General features: G+C 62.8%; 2 protein-coding genes (1 of these 2 only partly in view). Both read right to left on the bottom strand.

Annotated features, from left to right (window positions below):
- Positions 1–11,745 carry the 5' portion of a non-ribosomal peptide synthase/polyketide synthase gene (locus RMV17_RS09630; RefSeq protein WP_311886359.1) on the bottom strand. 3,243 nt of this gene lie to the left of the window's left edge, so only the first 11,745 of its 14,988 coding nucleotides appear in the window; the start codon lies at positions 11,743–11,745; its stop codon lies beyond the left edge, outside the window.
- A complete protein-coding gene (locus RMV17_RS09625) occupies positions 11,745–24,065 on the bottom strand; it encodes a non-ribosomal peptide synthase/polyketide synthase (protein WP_311886358.1) in 12,321 nt (4,106 codons plus the stop codon). Before RMV17_RS09625 ends, RMV17_RS09630 begins: the two co-directional genes overlap by 1 nt.

Below are 24,065 nucleotides of genomic sequence, written 5' to 3'. Positions count from 1 at the left end.
ATGTTCTTCGCCCAAGCGGCTGTACAACGCCTCGTGGCCACGACCGCTGCCGGTGCGCGCCACGGCGTCGGCCAGATAAGTCGGCTCGTCGAGCTGACTCAGGTGCTGACGCCAGAACCCTTCACTGGCGTTGCCATCCTGCTGTTGCAGCCAGTTGATATAGCGACGGTACGGCACAGCGTCGGCCAGCGGCTTGCCGGAATACTGGCTCAGCACCTCACCGATCAACTGCGAACTGCTCCAGCCGTCGATCAGGATATGGTGGTAGGTCCAGATCAGTTGATAGCTGTCCTCGCCCACCTGCACCAGGGTCAGGCGTTGCAGCGGCGGCTGATCGAGATCGAAGCCCTTGGCCCGCTCGGCATCGGCCAACGCTTGCAGCGCTTCGGCCGAGTGATCCTGCTCGCGCCAGTCGAGCAGGCTGATCGGCAGTTGCGGATCGGCGAGTACAAATTGCAGTGGCTCGGCCATGTCCTGCCAGAGAAACCCGGTGCGCAAGATATCGTGGCGTCGGCTTACGGTTGCCCAAGCGTCTTTCAACCGCGCCGGGTCAAGGCCCTGCACCGGAATGCACAATTGGTTGATGTAGAGATCCGACTCCGGCGCGTTCAGGCCGAGGAACAGCATGCCCTGCTGCATCGGCGACAGACGATAGAGCCCGGCCAGTTGATCCTGCGCCAACGGCAGTTCGGCCACTTGCGCGTCACTCAAACCGTGCAACGGCATATCGACCAGCGTGGCCACCGGTGCGTCCGAACTGACCCCGACACGCTGGGCCAACTGCGCAATGGTCGGGTGCTGGAACAGGTCCTTCGGACTCAGTTCCAGGCCTTGCTGACGGGCACGGCTGACCACTTGAATCGAGATGATCGAATCGCCGCCCAAGGCAAAGAAGCTGTCGCTGGTGCTGACCTGCGCCAGTCCCAGGACATCTTTCCAGATGTCCACCAACGCCTGCTCGGTGGCATTGACCGGTTCGACGTGTTGTTGCGCCGCCGTCAGTTCCAGTGCCGGCAAGCGCTTGCGATCGATCTTGCCGTTGGGGGTCAGCGGCATCTGCGCCAGCCACAGCCGATGGGTCGGCACCATGTAATCCGGCAGGGTGGCGCCCAGCCAGGCGCTGAGACTGTCATGCAAGTCACGTTGCTGCTCGGCGCTGGCGTCGACCGTCGCCGGATCACTCGGCGCAAGGTAGGCGATCAACTGCTGGCTGCCCTGCACTTCACTGGCCACCACGACAGCTTCGCGTACGGCGGCATGCGCCACCAGTCGCGCTTCGATTTCGCCGAGTTCGATACGCAAACCGCGAATCTTCACCTGATGGTCGATTCGGCCCATGTATTCCAGCTCACCCTCTTCGCGTTCACGAATCAGGTCGCCGGTGCGGTACATGCGCTCACCGTTGCTGGCGAGTGGATTAGGCACAAAGCGTTCGGCAGTCATCGCCGCACGCCCCAGATAACCGCGGGTGATGCCAGCGCCGGACAAGTACAGCTCGGCCGAAACGCCTTGGGGCACGACGTGCAGATCGGCGTCGAGCAAATGGCTGGCGGTGTAGTTCAGGGCACGACCAATGCGCGCCTGACCACCGGCAACGCGGCGGGTCCACGTCGAATAGGTGGTGTCTTCCGATGGGCCGTACAGGTCGTAGACATGCTCAACGGTGGGCTGTTGATACAGCGCGTCGACCAGGCCTTGCTTGAGCGGTTCCCCAGCGAGATTGATGATGCGCACGCTCGACGGAATCTGCCCGGCACGTTGCAGCGCAGCGATGGCCGACGGCACGGTGTTGATCAGGCGTACCTGATCTCGAGCCGGCAACTGCGGCAACTCCAGGGCATTGCGCGCGATGATCAGCGAACCGCCATTGACCAACGTGACAAACAGCTCCCACACCGACAGGTCGAAGCACACCGAAGTCGACGCCAGCACGCCTTGGATGTCGTCGCGGCTGTAGACCTTGGCCGACCAGTCGATCAGGGCCATGACGTTGCGATGGGCGATGGCCACGCCTTTCGGTTTGCCGGTGGAACCGGAGGTGTAGATCACGTAGGCCAGGTTGTCCGGTGTGACCGATGTTTGAGGTGCGCTAGCCGGATAACCGTTCAGCGAAACCTGATCCATCAGCAGCACTTGCGTATCGCCCGGCACACTCAGGGTTGCGGCGACCGCTTGCTCAGTGAGCAACACCCGCGCACGGCTGTCTTCCAGCATGTAAGCAACGCGATCGGCCGGGTAATCCGGATCCAGCGGCACATACGCGCCACCGGATTTGAGCACCGCCAGCAGGGCAATCAGCAACTGCTCGGAACGCGGCATCGCCACGCCCACGCGCACTTCAGGACCGACACCGAGCTCGATCAGCTTGTGCGCCAGACGATTGGCCTGCGCGTCCAGTTCGGCGTAGGTCAGTTGTGTATCGGCAAAGGTCACCGCCAGCGCATCCGGCGTCGTCGCCACCTGACGGGCAATGGCTTGATGAATGCACTGCTCGGTGATGAAGTCGGTGTCGGCGCTGGTGACGTTGTCGATCAGGTTCAACTCGCCGAGCGTACGCTCGCCCGATTCGCTCATCTGCCCGAGCAAGCGCTGCAAGAACCCGCAGAGCTGGACAATGCTGTGCGCCGCAAAGCTGTCGCACTGGTAGCTGAAGTGCATCGACAACTCGTCGCTCAAATGCACCAGCAGCGTCAGCGGATAGTTGGTCTGTTCATGGTTGTTGATCTCGCCGAAGCGCAATTCCTGCGGCGCGCCCTGCTCCAGCGCCTCGGACACCGGGTAGTTTTCAAACACCAGAATGTTGTCGAACAACGCTTCACCGTTGCGCGCCGCCCAACGCTGAATGTCGAACAACGGCGTGTGCTCATGCTCACGCAGCGTCAGATTCTGCGCCTGCACGTTCTGCAGCCACTCACCTACGCTCGATTGCGAACGTGGGCTGGCGATCACCGGCAAGGTGTTGATGAACAGACCGATCTGCTGCTCGACACCTTTGAGTTCCGCCGGACGCCCCGCCACCGTAGCGCCGAACGCGACGCTCTGTTGGCCGGTCAAGCGCTGCAACAGTAGCAACCAGGCCGCTTGAATCAGCGTGTTGAGGGTGACTTTCTGCTGCCGGGCAAACTCGCCCAACTGCCGGGTTTGCGCCGCGTCGAGCACGCAGAAGTGCTCGCCATGGCCGTCCCTTGGAGCATCGCCACGCTGCGCCTGAAATGCTTGCGCCAACAGGGTTGGCGCTTCCAGGTCAGCCAGTTGCGCGGTCCAGTAATGTTCGCTGGCCTGCACGTCCTGACGCTGCAGCCATTCGATGTAATCGCGATAACGCCCGGCCAGCGTCGGCTGGGCAATGCCGCTGTAGCGCTGCAGCACTTCGCCGAGCAACTGCGAGTTGCTCCAGCCATCCATCAGGATGTGGTGGTTGGTGTAGATCAAATGGCAGCGCTGATCGTCCAGGCGCACCACAACCATACGCAGCAGCGGCCCCTGGCTCAGGTCGAAACCTTGTGCCTGCTCGGCGGCGGCCAGCGCGTTCAACTCGCCCAGGCAATCGCTGCGCTCACGCCAGTCAACCACACTGAACGGCATGTCCAGTTGCTTGTGCACCACCTGCACCGGGCGCGCCAGTTCACCTTGCCAGACGAAACTGGTGCGCAGGATGTCGTGGTTATCCACCGCCGCTTGCCAGGCCTGCTGGAAGCGCTGCGGATCAAGGCCTTCGACGTCGAGGCGGACCTGGTTGATGTAATCACCGGTGGCCTGTTCGTAGAGACTGTGGAACAGCATGCCCTGCTGCATCGCCGACAGTGGATAGACATCGGCAATCTGCTGGGCCGGCAAAGGCAAGCCGTCGAGTTGCGTCTGGGTCAGGCCGGCCAGCGGGAAGTCCGATGGCGTCAGGCCTTCGACGCCCGGGGTCAGGCAATGCTCGATCAAAGCGGCCAGTTCTTCGGCGTAATCCGCCGCCAGTGCTTCGATCACGGCGTTGTCGAAACGCTCGCCGCTGAACGTCCAGCCCACGCGCAATTCGCCGCCATACACCTGACCGTTGAGGGTCAGCCAGTTGCCCATTGGCGCGTCCGGGCTCTGATCGAGACCGGCATTGTCCGGCGCCGGCGCAAACAGCGCGCCGTCATCGCCCTCGAAACTGCCGTCGAACTGACCGAGGTAGTTGAAGGTGATGCGCGGCGTCGGCAAGGCGCGCAGGCGCTGTTGTGCCTGAGCATCGCCAAGGTGACGCAATGCACCGAAACCGATGCCCTTGTTGGGGATCGAGCGCAGTTGTTCCTTGATCTGCTTGATCGACTCGCCCGGCGTAGCCGCCGGGGTCAGACGCACCGGGAACAGACTGGTGAACCAGCCCACGGTGCGGGTCAGATCGACACCGTCGAACAGCTCTTCACGGCCATGGCCTTCGAGCTGAATCAGCGTTGATGACTGCCCGCTCCAGCGCCCGATCACCCGCGCCAGTGCCGCCAACAACAGGTCGTTGACCTGGGTGCGATACGCCGCCGGCGCTTCTTGCAGCAGTTGTCGGGTCAGCTCCGCGCCCAGTCTGGTCTGTACCGTCTGCGCCAGTCTGTTCTGCTGACCGGCGTCCATCCGCTTGCACGGCAGATCGCTGCCGACATCGCTCAGGCATGCCTGCCAGTAAGCCAGTTCCTGTTGCAACGCCGCGCTGTTGGCGTAGCGCTGCAAGTGTTCACTCCAGTCCTTGAAGGCACTGGTCTTGGACGGCAGTTTCAGGGGCTGACCGTCGAGCAATTGCTGATAAGCGTTTTGCAGGTCTTCCAGCAGAATCCGCCATGACACACCGTCGACAGCCAGGTGATGAATCACCAACTGCAAGCGCTGCGTGCCATCGGCCAGATTCGCCAGCACCGCCCGTAGCAACGGCCCGTTCTGCAGGTCGAGGCTGCGCTGCGCGCGGTTGCCCAAAGCCTCCAGCGCGGCGGCATCGGCGACGTCCTCCTGCCACAGCAGGTTGTGCGGCTGATCTTCAACCGCGCGGTGCTCGGCCTGCCACCCGCCGTTGTGCTGAGTGAAGCTCAGGCGCAAGGCATCGTGATGCGCGACCAGCGCGCGCAATACTTGCTCGATTTTCTCCGCGTCCAGCGGCTGACGCGGTTTGAGCAACACCGACTGGTTCCAGTGATGACGCTCAGGGATATCGTCTTCGAAAAACTGCTGCTGGATCGGCAACAACAACGCAGGGCCGGTGACCGCTTGTTGGTCGATGCTCGATTCGTCGTCACCCAATTGCGCGACCAGGGCCAGTCGCTGAATAGTCTGGTGCTGGAACAGGTCTTTGGGATTCAGGCGAATGCCGGCCTGTCGCGCGCGGCTGACCACCTGAATCGAAATGATCGAATCGCCACCCAGTTCGAAGAAGTTGTCGTTGAGGCCGACTTGCGGCAGTTTCAGCACGTCTTGCCAGATCGCGGCCAAGCGCTGTTCCAGCTCGCTTTGCGGCGCCTGATAGGCCTGCTGCGCCTGACTCACATCCGGCGACGGCAACGCGCTGCGATTGAGCTTGCCGTTGGCGGTCAGCGGCAATTGCGTGAGCAGCAACAGGTGCGCCGGGATCATGTGATCCGGCAGGTTTTCCTTGAGCTCGGCACGCACGCGGTCACGCCACTGCGCCTGTTCCGCTGGGCTGGCGTCGTGCAGCGTGGCATCGCTCGGCACCAGCCAGGCGACCAGTTGCTGACCGCTGAGACCCGGTTGCGCCAGCACCACCGCCTGACGCACGGCAGTCTGTTCGAGCAGTTGCGCTTCGATCTCACCGAGTTCGATACGGAAACCGCGAATCTTCACCTGATGGTCGATCCGCCCGATGTATTCGATCACGCCGTCAGCGCGATAGCGCGCCAGGTCACCGGTACGGTACAGACGGCCGCCGTCAGCGGCGAACGGATCGGGAATGAAGCGCAATGTGGTCAGGTCGGCACGGTTCAGATAACCGCGCGCCAGACCGGCGCGGCCGACGTACAGCTCACCGATGCAGCCCTTGGCGACCGGGTTCAGGTCGCCGTCGAGCAGGTACCACGACAGGTCAGGAATCGGCTCGCCGATCGGGCTGCTCGCGTCACGCTGCAAATCGGCCATCGACAACGGCCGGTAGGTCACGTGCACGGTGGTTTCGGTGATGCCGTACATGTTGATCAGTTGCGGCGTCTGATCGCCGAAACGCTCGAACCATGGACGCAGGCTCTTCACTTCCAGTGCTTCACCGCCAAACACCACGTAACGCAGCGCCAGCTGTTGCGCGGCATGTTCCGGGGCGCAGGCGACTTGCATCAGTTGCTTGAACGCCGACGGCGTCTGGTTGAGCACGGTGATGCCTTCGCGACAGAGCAAGGCAAAGAAATCTTCCGGCGCACGGCTGACCTCGTAAGGCACCACCACCAGTTTGCCGCCGTACAGCAGCGCACCGAAAATCTCCCACACGGAGAAGTCGAACGCATAGGAGTGGAACAGGCTCCAGACATCCTGCGCGCCGAAATCGAACCACGCTGCGCTGGCCTCGAACAGGCGCAGCACGTTGCGATGGGCGAGCAAGGTGCCCTTGGGCTGGCCGGTCGAACCCGAGGTGTAGATTACGTACGCCAGGTTGTCCGCGCTCATGCTCACGTGCGGATTGCTGTCGCTGTAACCTTCTAGGTCTTCGCGATCCTGATCGAGCATCAGGCTGCGCACCGAATCCGGCACCGGCAGACGTGCGAGCAAATGGCTCTGGGTCAACAGCAGGCCGATGCCGCTGTCGCCGATCATGTAGGCCAGACGCTCTTCCGGATAGCTCGGGTCCAGCGGCACATACGCGCCGCCTGCCTTGAGAATCGCCACCAGACCGACCAGCATGTCGAGACTGCGTTCGGCCGCCAGACCGACGCGCACGTCAGGGCCGACACCACTGGCAATCAGCTTGTGAGCCAACTGGTTGGCGCGGCTGTTGAGTTCACCGTAGCTCAGGCACTGCTCGGCATACGTCACGGCAATCGCTTGCGGTGCGCGGGCAGCCTGGGCTTCGATCAAGTGATGCAGGCACTGCTCGTTGGGGAAATCGGCCACGGCCGGGTTCCATTGCAGCAGGGTCGCCGCGCGCTCGGCGGCGTCGTGCAGCGGCAGTTCAGCGATACGCTGGCCACTGTCGGTGACGATGCCTTGCAGCAGATTCGTCCAGTGTTGCGACAGGCGCTCGATGGTCTCGACGTCGAACAGGTCGGTGGCGTAGGTCAGCTCGGCCCAGACGTTGTCGGTCGATTCGAAGGTGTTCAGGGTCAGGTCGAACTGCGCGGTATTCGACGCCCAAGGCAAGCCTTCGATGTGCAGTTGCGGCAGGCGTGTCGCGCCCTGCGCCTGACGCGCCTGGCTCTGGTGGTTGTGCATCACCTGGAACAGCGGGCTGTGGCTGAGGCTGCGTTCCGGTTGCAGCGCATCGACCAGTTGCTCGAATGGCAGATCCTGGTGGGCCTGAGCGCCGAGCACGGTGTTCTTCACTTGTTGCAACAGGCTGCGGAACGTCTGCTGGCTGTCGAACTCGGCCTTGAGCACCTGCGTGTTGACGAAGAAGCCGATCAGCCCTTCGGTCTCGACCCGGTTACGGTTGGCCACGGGCACACCGACGCGGATGTCGGCCTGACCGCTGTAGCGGTGCAGCAAGGTCTGGAACGACGCCAGCAACAGCGCGAACAGGGTGACGTTTTCACGCTGCGCGACTTGCTTGAGGGCGGCGGCCAGTTCGAGGCTCAGCGGTATGTCGCGACGCGCGCCGCGATAGCTTTGCTCGGGCGGACGCGGACGGTCGGTCGGCAGCTCCAGCAACGGTTGATCGCCATCGCCGAGTTGCGCGGTCCAGTAGCTCAACTGACGCTCGCGTTCACCGGCGTCCATCCACTGTTTCTGCCATACGGCATAGTCGGCGTATTGCACTGGCAGCGTTGGCAATGTCGCGGTCTGGCCCTGGCTGTACGCGGCATAGAGCGCCACCAGTTCATCGACCATGATGTTCATCGACCAACCGTCAGAGACGATGTGGTGCAAGGTGATCACCAGCGCGTGATCATCGGCGGCCAGACGCAGCAGCTTCACTCGCAGCAACGGGCCTTGCTGCAGGTTGAACAGGTGCAGTGTTTCTGCGGCGACCAGCGCTTGCAGCGCCGTATCGTCCAGCCCCGCCACGTCCTGCACTTGCAGATCCAGCGTGCCGTGGGCCTGGATCACTTGCAGGGTCTGGCCCGACTCTTCGACAAAGCAGGTGCGCAGGGATTCGTGGCGCGCGATCAGCGCATTGAAGCTGTGCTGCAACGCCGACAGATCTAGTTCACCGCGCAGACGCAGCGCCGCCGGAACGTGGTAAGCGCTGCTGGTCGGTTCCAGCTGCCAGAGGAACCACTGACGCTCCTGCGCATAGGAAAGTGCCATCGATTGCGTACGCGGCTGCGCGACAATCGCCGGTTCCTGAGTGGCCTGATCGACACCCAGCGCGGCAACGAAATCTTCCAGCGTGCTGTGTTCGAACAGCGTGCGCAGCGGCACCTGAACGTTCAGCGTCTGACGCACTCGCGAGACCACTTGGGTCACCAGCAAGGAGTGGCCGCCAAGCTCGAAGAAGTTGTCACTCAGGCCGACACGTTCAAGCTTGAGCACCGCTTGCCAGATCTCGGCGACGGCGTGTTGAGTCGCGGTTTGCGGCGCGCTGTAAGTTGATTGCAACTGGCTGGCGTCGGGTGCCGGCAAGGCTTTGCGGTCGACTTTGCCATTGGGCGTCAGCGGCAGTTGCGCGAGAAACAGCAGGTGCGCCGGCACCATGTATTCCGGCAGTTCGGCCTTGAGGCTGGCTTTCAGTGCGGAGCGCAGTTCGACTTCGTCAACAGCACTGGCGGACGGCACCACATAGCCGACCAGTTGCGGACCGGTCGGGCCGTCCTGAGCGACGACGACGGTTTCTCGCACGCTGTCCAACGCAAGCAAACGCGCTTCGATCTCGCCGAGTTCGATACGGAAACCACGGATTTTCACTTGATGGTCGATGCGCCCGATGTACTCGATCACGCCTTCTGCGCGATAACGGGTCAGGTCGCCGGTGCGGTACAGACGTGCGCCGTTTTTCGCGAACGGATCCGGTACGAAACGTTCAGCGGTCAGGCTCGGACGCTGGAAATAACCACGCGCCAGACCATCACCACCGATCAGCAATTCACCGGGTGCGCCGAGCGGATTCAGCTCAAGGTCGCTGCCGAGGATGTACAGCGCAGTGTTGTCGATCGGCGTGCCAAGGAATGGACGACTGTTGTCCACGCTCAGCGCATGTTGCGCCGACCAGATCGTGGTTTCGGTTGGGCCATAGAGGTTCCACACGCTCGGCGTCAGCGCCAGCATGCGATTGGCCAGTTCCTGCGGCAGTGCTTCACCGCCGCAGAGGAATGTGCGGCCTTTAAGAATCGTGGCGTTCTCGTTGTCGAGCAGCATGCGCCAGGTCGATGGCGTGGCTTGCAGCACGCTGACGGCGTGACGTTCGATCAGCTCGAGCACCGCTTGCGGGTCTTGATGCACGTCCTTGCCGGTCAGCACCACACAGGCGCCGGCGAGCAGCGGGCCATAGATTTCCAGGCCGAAAATATCGAACGAGAACGTGGTCAGCGACAGCATGCGATCCGCAGCGGCAATCCCCGGCTGCTTGATCATGCTCGCGACAAAGTTGCGCAGCGCCGCGTGGCGAACCATCACGCCTTTCGGTTTGCCGGTGGAGCCGGAGGTGTAGATCGTGTAGGCCAAGTGCTCGCCATTGACGGCGACGCTCGGCGCGGTCTTTGGATAAGCCGCCAGCCAGGCACCTGGCTGATCGAGCAACAGGGTTTGCACACCCGCCGGGATCGGCAACTGCGCTTGCAAATGCGTTTGGGTCAGCAGCAATTGCAGGCCGCTGTCTTCGATCATGTAGGCCAGACGATCCTCGGGATACGCCGGGTCCAGCGGCACATATGCGCCGCCGGCCTTGAGGATCGCCAACAGGCCGACGATCATTTCGACACTGCGCTCGACCGCGATGCCGACCAATTGATCCGGGCCGACGCCAGCCTCGATCAGGTAATGCGCCAGTTGATTGGCCCGGGCATCCAGTTCGCCATACGTCAGTACGTCGTCGCCGATGATCAGCGCCGTCGCCTGCGGGTTACGCTGCGCCTGCAAGGCAAAGCCCTGTTGCACGCACTCGGCCTGTGCGCTGTGATCCGCCACGCGCAACCAGTCCTGCAACAACACGCCGTGTTCAGCGCTGTCCAGCAGCGGCAGTTCGCCGACACGCCGGGTTGGCTCGGCGATGATGCCTTGCAACAGGTTCTGCCAGTGACGCGCCAGACGCTCGACCGTTTCCGGCTTGAACAGATCGGTGGCGTAGGTCAGTTCGGCGGCGAAACCGTCATTCGATTCATAGGTATTGAGGGTCAGGTCGAACTGCGCGGTGCGCCCCTCCCACTGCACATCCTCGACGCTCAGCTGCGGCAGTTGCACCGCGCCACGGCCCTGATCACGGCTGGTCTGATGGTTGAACATCACCTGGAACACCGGGCTGTGGCTCAGGCTGCGTTCCGGTTGCAGCGCTTCGATCAACTGCTCGAACGGCAGATCCTGATGCGCCTGCGCGGCCAGCGCCGCTTGCTTGACCTGCGCCAGCAACTGGTTGAACGGCAACTGGCCGTTGACCTCGGCATTCAACACCTGAGTGTTGACGAAGAAGCCGATCAGGCCTTCAGTCTCGACCCGGTTGCGGTTGGCGGTCGGCACGCCGACACGAATCTGCGCCTGGCCGCTATAGCGATGCAGCAACGCCTGAAACGACGCCAGCAACACCATGAACAGACTGGCACCTTCGCGCTGGGCCAGTTGCTTGAGTGCATCACCGAGGGCGGCTGGCAGGTCCAGTTGCAGGCGCGCACCGCGCAAACTTTGCACTGCCGGACGCGGGAAATCGATCGGCAGTTCCAGCACCGGCTGCTCGCCGTCCAGCGTCTTGATCCAGTAAGCCAGTTGCCGCTCACGCTCGCCCGCTTCCAGCCAGTGACGCTGCCAGATCGCGTAGTCGGCGTATTGCACCTCCAGTTCCGGCAATGCCAGTGGCTGCCCGGCGGTGTCGGCGGCGTAATGCTGGATCAACTCGTTGACCAGCACTTTGATCGACCAGCCATCGGCGATGATGTGGTGCTGGATCAACACCAGCACATGATCGTCATCGGCGACTTTGAGCAATGCCACGCGCAGCAGCGGGCCTTGTTGCAGATTGAACGGGCGCGCGGTTTCGCTTTCGACGAACGCCTTGATCGCCGCCTCTGCGCCAGCAGCGTCGAGGCCTGCCGACAACGGTGCGAGGGTGATGCTCAGCGGCAACTGCGGGTGAATCACCTGGCAGAAGGTTTCGCCGTGCTCGGCAAACGTGGTGCGCAGACTTTCGTGACGCGCGGCCACGGCATTGAAGCTGCGCTCCAGCGCCGCGACGTCCAGTTGCCCCTTGAGGCGCAAGGCGCTGGGAATGTGATACGCGGTGCTGTGCGGATCCATTTGCCAGAGGAACAGTTGACGTTCCTGAGCGTACGACAGAGGAATCGCTGCAAACCCGGAACGTGTTTCCGGGATCGGCAGGTTGGCCGGAGAGACGCCCTCTTCGAGCATCTTTTCCAGGTACAGCTTACGTTTGTCCAGCGGCAGAGTGATAAAGCGCTTGGCTACCCTCAAAGCAACACTCTTGTCCATCAGACTTCCTCCATATCGTCAAGCAGGGCTTCCAGCTTGCTCAGTTTCTGTTCGTTGATTGCCCCGCCTCCTGTATCGAGTCGAGCGACAAAGTCGCTCAGGACGGGGTGCTGGAATAACAGTTGCGGGGTCAGCGTCAGGCCCAGTTCAAGAGCCATGCGCGACACCACGTTGACCGCCAGCAGCGAGTGCCCGCCCAGTTCGAAGAAGTGATCGTTCAGACCAATGCGTTCAACCTCGAGCACTTGCTGCCAGATCGCCGCGACCTGCTGCTCAAGCTCACTCTGCGGCGCGACATACGCGGCCTGCATCTGGCTGGCATCCACCGCTGGCAGGGCCTTGCGGTCGAGTTTGCCGTTGGGGGTCAGTGGCAACTGCTCAAGGAACAGCAGGTGCGCGGGAATCATGTAGTCAGGTAACGAAGACTTGAGGCCAGTCTTTAGTCCGTCGCGCAGTTGCCGCTGCGCTTCGCCGTCGTACAGATCCAGCTGCGGGGCGACCACATAGGCCACCAGTTGCGCGCCCGCCTCGCTTTCGATGGCCAGCACCGCCGCTTCGGTGACCGCCGGTTGCGCGAGCAATCGCGCCTCGATCTCCCCCAGTTCGATGCGGAATCCACGAATTTTCACCTGATGGTCGATCCGCCCCATGTACTCCAGCTCGCCCTCTTCGCGTTCACGAATCAGGTCGCCGGTGCGGTACATGCGCTCGCCATTGCCGACGAACGGGTTTGGCACAAAACGCTCGGCGGTCATCGCCGCGCGCCCCAGATAACCGCGGGTGATGCCGGCGCCGGACATGTACAGCTCGGCGGAAATCCCTTGCGGCACCGCTTGCAGATCGGCGTCGAGCAAATGGCTGGCGCTGTGATCGAGAGCACGACCGATACGCGGCAGGCCACCGGCGGTGCGACGAGTCCACGTCGAATAGGTGGTGTCTTCCGACGGGCCGTACAGGTCGTAGACATGCTCGACTGTCGGCTGCTGATACAACGCATCGACCAGCCCTTGTTTGAGCGGCTCACCCGCGAGATTGATAATGCGCACGCTCGCTGGAATCTGCCCGGCGCGTTGCAGTGCAGCGATGGCCGACGGCACAGTGTTGATCAGGCGTACCTGATCGCGCGCCGGCAGGTTCGGCAACTCCAGCGCGTTGCGCGCGATGATCAGCGAACCGCCGTTGGCCAATGTGACAAACAGCTCCCATACCGACAGGTCGAAGCACACCGAAGTCGAGGCCAGCACGCCTTGAATATCGTCGCGGCTGTAGACCTTGGCCGACCAAGCGATCAGCGCCATGACATTGCGGTGAGCAATCGCGACGCCTTTCGGTTTGCCGGTGGAACCGGAGGTGTAGATCACATAGGCGAGGTTGTCCGGCTGCACCTTCGTTTCAGGTGCGAAGGCGGAATAACCGCTCAACGAAACCTGATCCATCAGCACCACTTGGGTATCGCCCGGAACGCTCAGGTTTGCGGCGACCGCTTGCTCAGTGAGCAACACCCGCGCACGGCTGTCTTCGAGCATGTAGGCAACGCGATCAGCCGGATAATCCGGGTCCAGCGGCACATACGCGCCACCGGCCTTGAGCACCGCCAGCAAGGCAATCAACAATTGCTCGGAACGCGGCATCGCCACACCCACACGCACTTCCGGGCCGACACCCAACTCGATCAGTTTGTGCGCGAGACGATTGGCCTGCGCGTCCAGTTCGGCGTAGGTCAGTTGTGTATCGGCGAAGGTCACCGCCAGCGCATCCGGGGTTGCTGCCACTTGGCGGGCAATGCCCTGATGAACGCACTGTTCAGTGACGAAATCGGTGCCGACACTCGGGCCGCTATCGATCAGGTTCAACTCGCTGAGCAAGCGTTCGCCCGCGCCGCTCATCTGGCTGAGCAGACGCTGCAAATGGGCGCCCAACTGCACCACGCTGGCCGCCGCAAAACTGTCGCGCTGATAGCTGAAATGCACCGACAGTTGCGCGCCCATGCTCACCAGCAGGGTCAGCGGATAGTTGGTTTGCTCCTGATTGACCACTGCACCGAAACACAAACCCTGCGGCGCACCGCGCTCCAGCGCTTCGCCAATCGGGTAGTTCTCGAACACCATCAGGCTGTCGAACAACGCGTCACCGCCCTGCCCGGCCCAGCGCTGAATGTCCGCCAGCGGCGTGTGTTCGAACTCACGTGAAGCGAGGTTCTGCGCCTGCACGGCTTGCAGCCAACTGGCCAGACTTTGCTGCGCTTGCGGCGCGGCCACCACTGGCAAGGTGTTGATGAACAGCCCGATCTGTTCTTCGGCTCCCGGCAGATCCGCCGGACGCCCGGCCACGGTCGCACCGAACGCCACACAATCCTTGCCGGTGTAGCGCTGCAACAGCAGCAGCCATGCAGCTTGCACCAGTGTGTTGACGGTGACTTTCGAGGCCCGGGCAAATTCACCCAGACGCACGCTCAGATCAGCGTCCAGCACTTGGTAATGGTCGTCGTAACCGACACTTGGCAAACCGTCGATGGGCCGCGCGATGGCGTTGGCCAGACGCGTCGGCTCGTGCAGATTGCCCAGCGTCGCCAGCCAGTAGGCTTCAGCCGCCGTTGCATCCTGACGTTGCAGCCAACCGATGTAATCGCGATAGCGACCCGCCGGACGCGGCACCGCTTCGCCGCGATAATGCTGCAGCACTTCGCCGAGCAACTGCGCGCTGCTCCAGCCGTCCATCAGGATGTGGTGGTTGGTGTAGATCAGGTGATGACGATCGGTCGCGGTGCGCACCAGCACCAGACGCAGCAACGGCGCACAGGTCAGGTCCAGCCCCAGTGCGCGCTCCTCGTCAGCGAGGGTTTGCAGCGCCGTTTCCAGATCAGCCTTGCCGCTCCAGTCGAGCACGCTGAACGGCACGTCCACCTGCCGATGCACCACTTGCACCGGTTGCGGCAAGTCGCCCTGCCAGAAGAACCCGCTGCGCAGAATGTCGTGGGCATCCACCACGGCTTGCCAGGCAGCGCGGAAACGTTGCGGGTCGACGCCATCGACGTCCAGGCGCATCTGGTTGATATAGTCGCCACTGCCCTGTTCGAGCAGGGTGTGGAACAACATGCCTTGCTGCATCGGCGACAGCGGGTAGATGTCATCGATGCCTTGCGGCTCCAGCACCAGCGCGTCCAGTTGCGCTTGCGACAGTTGCGCCAGCGGGAAGTCCGACGGCGTCACGCCACGGTTGTCGTTGTCACAGCAATGGCCGATCAGCGCCGTCAGTTCCTGCACATAGTCATCGGCCAGACGCTGGATGGTCGCCGCGTCGAACATCGCGCCGCTGTAGGTCCAGCTCAGGTCCAGTTCACCGCCGAAGACTTTGCCGTTCAGCGCCAGCGGATTGCCCAGCGGACCTTGCATATTGACTTCTGCGCCGCCGGATTCGCTGGTCGGTGCGAACAAAGCCTCATCCGCCTCGGCAAAACTGCCGTCAAACTGGCCCAGATAGTTGAAAGTCAGGCGTGGCGCCGGCAAAGCCTGCAGGGTTTCGCGAGCCTGTTCATCGCCCAGATGCGCCAGCGCTCCGAAACCGATGCCTTTGTGCGGAATCGCTCGCAGTTGCTCCTTGATCTGTTTCAGCGAAGCGCCCAGCTCAGCCACTGGCGACAGACGCGCCGGGAACACACTGGTGAACCAGCCGACCGTGCGGGTCAGATCGATGTTGTCGAAGAGGTCTTCGCGACCGTGGCCCTCCAGCAGAACCAGCGCATGTTCGTCACCAGTCCAGCGCACCATCACTCGCGCCAATGCCGTCAGCAGCAGATCGTTGACCTGCGTGCGATAGGCGGCCGGCGCATCCTGCAGCAACTGGCGGGTGAGGTTTTTGTCGAGGTTGCGGCGGATCGTCAGCGCCTGATCGTGTTGCTGCCCGCCGCTTGGATGGTCGTAAGGCAAGGCAGCCGAAACGCCCTGCAACTGCTGCTGCCAGAAGCCCAGTTCGGTTTGCAGCGCCGGGGTTGCCGCATAATCCTGCAACGCCGCTGCCCAGGCTTTGACTGCGCTGGTCTTGGCCGGTAGTTGCACCGGATTACCGGCAAGGATCTGCCGATAAGCGTTCTGCAGGTCTTCGAACAGAATCCGCCACGACACGCCGTCGACCACCAGGTGATGCACGATCAGCAGTAGACGCTGACTGCCGTCGGCCAGGTTTGCCAGCACCGCGCGAATCAGCGAACCGCCGCTCAATTGCAAGCTGCGCTGGGCCTTTTCACCCAAGGCTTCAAGCACCGCGAGATCAGCCACCTCGACTTGCCAAAGGATGGTCTCGCCGGCTTGCGCTGCAACGTCGCGGTATTGCGCAACCCAGCCTTCAGCCTGCTCGACAAAGTCCAGACGCAAGCTGTCGTGATGCAGCACCAAGGCATCCAGCGCCTGCTCGAGCACGTGAGCACTCAGGGGTTGATTGGGTTTGAGCATCACCGACTGATTCCAGTGATGACGGTCAGGAATCGCCTGCGCGAAGAACTCCTGATGAATCGGCAGCAACGCTGTGCTGCCCGTCACCGGTTGCTGATCGATCAATTGCAGCGCTTCGCCGGTCTGCGCCACAACGGCCAACGCCGCGATGGTCTGGTGCTGGAACAGGTCTTTCGGTGTGAAGCGAATCCCGGCCTGCCGCGCGCGGCTGACCACCTGGATCGAAATGATCGAGTCGCCGCCCAGCTCGAAGAAGTTATCGCTGACGCCCACTTGCTCAAGCTTGAGCACGTCCTGCCAGATCGCAGCCAGTTGCTGCTCCAGCGCCGTTTGCGGTGCAACGTAAGTGTGTTGCAGTTGGCTGACGTCCGGTTTCGGCAGGTTCTTGCGATCGAGTTTGCCGTTCGGTGTCAGCGGCATGCGCTCCAGACGCAAGACGTACGCCGGCACCATATGCGCTGGCAACGTCGTCTTGAGTTGCGCGCGCAGATCGTCGGTGAAGTCGGTACGGCTGGAATCGCCGACCACGTAGGCCACCAGACGCTTGCCACTGCCGGCGCTGCCTTCCTGCGCGACGACCACCGCTTCACGCACGCCGTCGAGGGCTTGCAGCGCCGCTTCGACTTCGCCCAACTCGATACGGAAACCGCGAATTTTCACCTGATTGTCGATGCGGTCCAGATAATCGAACGTGCCGTCGACACGCTGACGCACCAGGTCGCCAGTGCGATAAAGCAAACCGCCGCTGGTGCTGAACGGATCAGCCACAAAGCGCTCGGCGGTCAGCCCCGGACGGTTCAGATAACCCCGCGCCAGCCCTGTACCACCAAGGTACAACTCGCCGGCCATGCCTTGCGGCAGCAGGTTCAGATCGGCGTCGAGCACATAAGCGCTACGGTCACCAATGCGGCTGCCGATTGGCGCGTACGCAGCGCCGCATGGCACCTCGCGCCCGGCCTTCCAGATCAGCGGCGTGACCACGGTTTCGGTCGGGCCGTAACCGTTGATGATGTAGTCCGGATCGAGCGCGCGTTTAACCCGCTCGAAACTCGCGTTCGGCACCGCATCACCACCGAAGCAATAGATGCGTACTTTCGGCGGATTGCCAACGCGTTCGGCGTGTTCGGCCAGTTGTTGCAGGTAAACCGGCGGAAATGCGACCACGGTCACGCCGTGTTCGATCATCGCGTTGTAGGTCTGCTCCGGCGTCCACAACGTGTCGTCGCGAATCAGCAGCGACGCGCCGTGGGTCAGGCTGGTCAGCCAGCGCTCGTGGGCACCGTCGAAGGCGAACGACATGAAGTGGAATTCGCAGTCGCTGTCACGCATCTCATAGCGCTGACCAATGGCCTGACAGTGCATGGCCAGCGGGCCGTGGGCGACGCTGACGCCTTTCGGGTTGCCGGTGGAACCAGAGGTATAAATCACGTAGGCGAGGTTGTGCGGATCGAGTTGCACGTGCGGTGCCTTGATCGGCAGCTCGCGCAATTCGAGACGATCCAGTTCCAGCAGCGGCACCGACTCATCGACCGGCAATTGCGCCGACACCGACGAGTCGCTGATCAGCAGCGCCAGCCCGGAATCTTCGATCAGATAGGCCAGACGTTCGCGTGGGTAGCTGGTGTCCAGCGGCACATAAGCGCCGCCCGCCTTGAGCACGGCCAGCAGCGCGACGATCACCGACTCACTGCGCGGCAGCGCTACGCCGACACGGGTTTCCGCACCGACGCCACGGGCGATCAGCGCGTGTGCCAGTTGGTTGGCGCGCTGGTCGATTTCGCCGTAGCTGAAATGCTGATCATTGAAAATCACCGCCGTGCGCTGCGGATTCTGCGCGGCCAATGCAGCAATGCGCTGATGCACGCCGATGTCCAGCGGGTACGGCTGCGGCTGGTTTTCGGCTTGCTGGCGCGCCTGCTCTTGAGCATCTGCCAAGGCGATTTCACCGAGGTTGCGCTCCGCCGACACGGCGAACTGCTCAAGCAATTGCAGCAGGTGCGCACTGATGCCGGCGATGACATCGCTGGCGAACTGGCCGCGATCGAAGCTGTAGTGCAACGCCAGTTGTTGGCCGAGCGTAACGGCCACGCTCAGCGCATAGTGCGTCTGCTCGAGGTTGCCGACCTCGCCGAATGTCAGCCCTTGCCCGGCCTGACTCAGCGCCTGGGCAATCGGGTAGTTTTCGAACACCAGAATGTTGTCGAACAGCGCTTCACCGCCCTGCCCGGCCCAACGCTGGATATCTGCCAGTGGCGTGTGTTCGAAGTCGCGCAGGCTGAGGTTTTGCGCCTGTACCGCTTGCAGCCAGCTGCCAACGCTCTGATCCGGACGCGGCGCGCCAATCACCGGCAAGGTGTTGATGAACAGACCGACCTGTTGCTCGATGCCCGGCAGATCCGCCGGCCGCCCGGCCACGGTCGCACCGAACGCCACGGCTTCGTGACCGGTATAGCGTTGCAGCAACAGCAGCCACGCCGCTTGCACCAAGGTGTTGACGGTGACTTTTTGCTGACGGGCGAAGGCCTCCAGTGCTTGAGTGCGCTGCACGTCCAGGGTCAGGTAGTGATCGCCGTGGCCGCTGAGGTTCTCGCCGCCAGTGGCTGCGCGCGCCAGTCGCGTCGGCTCTTGCAACGCGGCCAATTGACCGCTCCAGAATGCCTGACTCAGTTGACCATCCTGGCGTTGCAGCCACGCGATGTAGTCGCGATAACGCCCGCCACCATTCGCCGGCGTGCGCCCGCTGTAGCGCTGCAAGACTTCGCCGAGCAACTGCGAGTTGCTCCAGCCGTCCATGAGGATGTGGTGATGGGTGTAAATCAGGTGCCATTGCTTGGCGCCGGTTTGCACCAGCAGCAGTCGCAGCAATGGTGCGCTGCTCAGATCGAAACCTTGCTGACGCTCGGCATCGGCCAACGCCGCGAGCGCCGCTGGCTGATCATCGCGGTCGCGCCAGTCCAGCGTGCTGAATGGCAGTTGCACCTGCTTGTGGACGATCTGCAGCGGCTGCGCCAGCTCACCCTGCCAGACGAAACCGCTGCGCAGAATGTCCTGCGCATCGACGGTGGCCTGCCACGCAGCGCGGAACCGCTCGGGATCGAGACCTTGTACGTCAACGCGCAACTGGTTGATGTACTCGCCCGCCGCTTGTTCGTAGAGGGTGTGAAACAGCAGACCCTGCTGCATCGGCGACAGTGGATAAACATCGTCGAGCAAACCTGCCGGGACCGGCAACGCATCCAGTTGTGCCTGCGTCACACGGGCCAGCGGGAAGTCCGACGGCGTCGCTTGCGCGGCTTGCAACGTGCAGCAATGCTCGATCAGCGCATGCAGTTCCAGCGCGTATTGATCGACCAGATGCTGCACGGTCGCGCTGTCGAACATTTCGCGGCTGAAACCCCAGCTCATCGACAGTTCACCGCCATACACCTGACCTTCCACGGTCAACCAGTTGGCCAGTGGCGCCGCAGGATCCTGCGCAACGCCGCTGGTTTCAGCGGACGGCACGAACAGCGCGGCGTCGTCGAACTGACGATCGAACTGGCCGAGGTAGTTGAAGGTAATCCGTGGCGGCGTCAGCCCGGCCAATTCGGCGCGCACCGACGGCGCAGCCAGATAACGCAGCACGCCGTAGCCCAGACCTTTGTCCGGCACGGCGCGCAGTTGCTCCTTGGTCGACTTGATCGACCCGTCGAGATCGTCGGCGGCCGTCAGCTTGACCGCGAACAAACTGGTGAACCAGCCCACGGTGCGGGTCAGGTCGATGTCATCGAACAGGTCTTCGCGACCATGCCCTTCCAGTTCGATCAGCGTGCCCGGCTGCCGGGTCCAGCGGCTGATGGTGCGCGCCAGTGCGGTGAGCAGCAGATCATTGACCTGCGTGCGATACGCGGCCGGGGCCTGCTGCAGCAACTGACGGGTGCGCTCGGCATCAAGGCGCCATTCGATTTTCTCGCCGTGCAGGTTTTGCAGACTGCCATCGGGACGTTCGCACGGCAGGTCCGTCGCGCCCTGATGCTGGGCTTTCCAGTAACCCAGTTGTTCATCGAAGCGTGAAGCGGCGCCTTCGAGGCGCGCGGTCCAGTTCTGCATGGCATTGGTCTTGGCCGGCAACTGAATGCCGCCGCCCGCCGCCAATTGCTCATACGCCTGCTGAAGATCTTCCAGCAACACCCGCCAGGAAACGCCGTCCACCGCCAAGTGGTGAATAATCAACGCCAGGCGCTGAGAGCCATCGGCCAGGGTCACCAGCATTGCACGCAGCAGCGGACCGTTCTGCAGATCAAGGCTGCGCTGGGCTTCGTTGCACAGCGCCTGCAATTGCTCAGCAGTCTCGGCGTCGCGCAGCCACAGCTCAGCACTGTCAACCAACGGGCCGTGGCTTTGCTGCCAGCCGTCGGCGCTTTCGCCAAAGCGCAGGCGCAAGGCGTCGTGATGATTGATCACCTGCGTCAGCGCGGCATCCAGCCACTGCGCGTTCAAGGTGTCGCGTGGGGTCAGCAGCAACGACTGGTTCCAGTGTTCACGCAGCGGCATTGCGCGGCTGAAGAAATGCTGCTGGATCGGCCCGAGCACGGCGGCGCCGGTCACCGGTCCTTGATCTACCAAGGTCTGATTATCCAGCGTCGCCACCAGCGCGAGGCTGCGCACGGTCTGGTACTGGAACAGGTCGCGCGGGCTGATACGAATCCCGGCCTGCCGCGCACGGCTGACCACTTGAATCGAGATGATCGAGTCGCCGCCCAGTTCGAAGAAGTTGTCTTCGAGACCGACACGCTCAAGGCCGAGCACGTCTTCCCAGATCGCCGCCAAGGCTTTTTGCAGCGCATCTTGCGGGGCAACGAATGCTTGTTGTGGCGCGGCGTCCGGTTGCGGCAAGGCTTTACGGTCGAGTTTGCCGTTGGCGGTGACCGGCAGTTTCGCCAGCGTCATCAGGTAGGTCGGCACCATGAATTCCGGCAGACTGCCGAGCAGCCACGCCTTGACGTCCTGCTGCCACTGCTCGTCCGCCTGAGCCTGTTCCAGCACAAGGTAAGCCACCAGGTGTTTGCCGCCCTGCACCAGCACCACCGCTTCGCGCACCAGCGGGTGCTGCATCAGGCGGGTTTCGATTTCGCCCAGCTCGATGCGCAGACCGCGCAGTTTCACTTGATGGTCGAGACGACCAAGGTATTCGATCACGCCGTCGGCACGCTGGCGCACACGGTCACCGGTGCGGTACAGGCGCGCGCCATCATGGAACGGGCACGGTACAAAACGCTCGGCGGTCAGCGCCGGACGCTGGTGATAACTGCGCGCCAGCCCGGCGCCACCCAGGTACAGCTCGCCGGCCACGCCGCTCGGTACCGGCAGCAGCTCGGCATCGAGGACGTGGGTGCGCAGGTTGGCGATCGGCCGGCCGATCGGCACGCTGTCGGCGCCTTCGTCAACGCAGGTCCAGTGGGTCACATCGATCGCCGCTTCGGTCGGGCCGTAGAGGTTGTAGAGGCCGGCGTTCGGCAGTTTGGCGAAGACTTGCAATTGCGCGTCCAGCGGCAGCGCTTCACCGCTGCAGACGATGCGCTTGAGGCCCACGCAGCTTTCAACGCCCGCCTCGTGGATGAACGCCTGCAACATCGACGGCACAAAGTGCAGTGTGCTGATGCCGTGGCGGTTGATGATGTCGATCAGTTGCAGCGGATCGCGATGTGCACCTGGCGCAGCAACCACCAGGCGTGCGCCGGTCAGCAGCGGCCAGAAGAATTCCCAGACCGACACGTCGAAACTGAACGGGGTTTTCTGCAGCACCGAATCGCTGGCGTCGAGGCCGTACGCTTCCTGCATCCAGCACAAGCGGTTGACCAGCGCCGCGTGGCTGTTGCCGGCGCCTTTCGGTTTACCGGTAGAACCCGAGGTGTAAATCACATAGGCCAGGTTCAGCGGATCGACGCTGACGTCCGGGCGGCTGTCGCTGTAGCCGTCGAGCAGGCCCGCTTGATCCAGCGTGATGACCTGCACGCCGTCAGTCGGCAGCGATGCCCGCAAAGCATCCTGGGTCAGCAGCAAGGTGATGCCGCTGTCCTCGATCATGTAGGCCAGACGTTCCTGCGGGTACTCCGGATCCAGCGGCACATAAGCGCCGCCAGCCTTGAGAATCGCCAGCAGCGCGACAACCATTTCCACCGAACGCAGGGCGCACACACCGACCAGACTGTCGGCCCGCACACCTTGCTCACGCAGCAGATGCGCCAGGCGGTTGGCGCGGGCATCCAGTTCGGCGTAGCTCAGGGTCTGTTCGCCGAACAGCAGCGCCGGCGCATTCGGCGTGCGCGCGACCTGCGCTTCGATCAGTTGATGGATCGGTGTTTCGGTCGGATAAACCGCGTGAGCGTTGTTCCAGTCATGCACCAGCGTGTGTTGTTCATCCGCTTCGAGCAACGGCAATTCGCCGACGCGTTGCGCCGGATCGGCGACCATGGCCGAGAGCAAGCGCAACCAGTGGCGCGCCATGCGCTCGATGGTCGCGGGCTCGAACAAGTCGCTGGCGTACGTCAGCGCGGCGTGCAACTTGCCGCCCTTCTCGTAGGTATCGAGCGTCAGGTCGAACTGGGTGGTACGGCTCTGCCAGTCGAGGCTGTCGAGCACCAGACCGGACGCCGTGCTGAGGACGGCAATATCGGCCACTTGCGGCTGGTGGTTGTACATCACCTGGAACAGTGGCGTGTGACTGAGGCTGCGTTCCAGTTTCAGTGCTTCGACCAGTTGCTCGAACGGCAGATCCTGATGCGCCTGAGCGCCAAGCGCGGTTTCCTTGATCGCGCGCAGCAGGTCATCGACCCGCGTCTGTCCGTCCAGTCGGGTACGCAACACCTGAGTGTTGACGAAGAAGCCGATCAGCCCTTCGATTTCGCCACGGTTGCGGTTGGCAATCGGCACGCCGACACGGATGTCGGTCTGACCGGTATAACGATGCAGCAACGCGTTGAAAGCACCAAGCAACAACATGAACAGGGTGACCTGATGCTGCTGCGCGGTATTGCGCAGCTGTTCGGCCAGTTGCTCATCAATGGCGAACTCGTAACGGGTGCCGCGATAGCTCGGCATCGCCGGGCGGGCATGATCCAGCGGCAGCTCCAGCACCGGGTGTTCGTCGCCCAGTTGTGCTTGCCAGTAATCGAGTTGCCGCGCCTGCTCGCCCGCCTCCAGCCAACGGCGCTGCCACAACGCATAGTCGCTGTACTGGATCGGCAACGCGCTCAGCTGTGGTGGCTGGCCGGCATCGAAAGCGTCGTAGCAACGAATGAACTCGTCGATCAGCACGTTCATCGACCAGCCATCGGAAACGATGTGGTGCAGGGTCAGCAGCAGGACATGTTCCTGCTCGGCGAGCTTGAGCAAAGTCACCCGCAGCAGCGGGCCGACGGCCAGATCGAACGGCAATACCGATTGCAGCTCGGCGGCGCGGACGACGGCCTGCTCACGCTCGAGGGCCGGCAGCGCGCTGAAATCTTCATGATTGATCAGCAACGGCGCGCTGGCCGGCACTTGCAACAGACTGTCGTCAGCCTGGCGCTGGAACACCGTGCGCAGGGTTTCATGGCGCTCGACCAGGCTGGCGAAGGCTTGCTCCAGCGCGCCGAGGTTGAGGCGACCGCTCAGGCGCACCGCGCCCGGCAGGTTATAGGCGCCGCTCTGCGGATCGAGTTGCCAGAGAAACCACATGCGCCGCTGCGCGTAGGACAACGCCTGGCGATCCTCGGCTTCGATCCCGGCCGGGATCGGAAACCGGGCAAAATCCACGCCCTCCTTTTGCAGGGCCGCGAGGAACATCTGGCGCTTTTCCAGGGGCAACCCGATAAACCGGCGAGCAAGTTTCAAGGAGTCTTCAGCATTCAT

It is taken from the genome of Pseudomonas sp. VD-NE ins (assembly GCF_031882575.1).
Taxonomy (GTDB): Bacteria; Pseudomonadota; Gammaproteobacteria; order Pseudomonadales; family Pseudomonadaceae; genus Aquipseudomonas; species Aquipseudomonas fluorescens_BZ.
Note: the sequence above shows the minus strand (reverse complement) of the source record. Positions and strands in the feature narration are given on the sequence as shown.

Excerpts from the sequence above, each read along its gene's own strand:
- RMV17_RS09625 (WP_311886358.1), bottom strand. The coding sequence starts at position 24,065 with ATGAATGCTGAAGACTCCTTGAAACTTGCTCGCCGGTTTATCGGGTTG.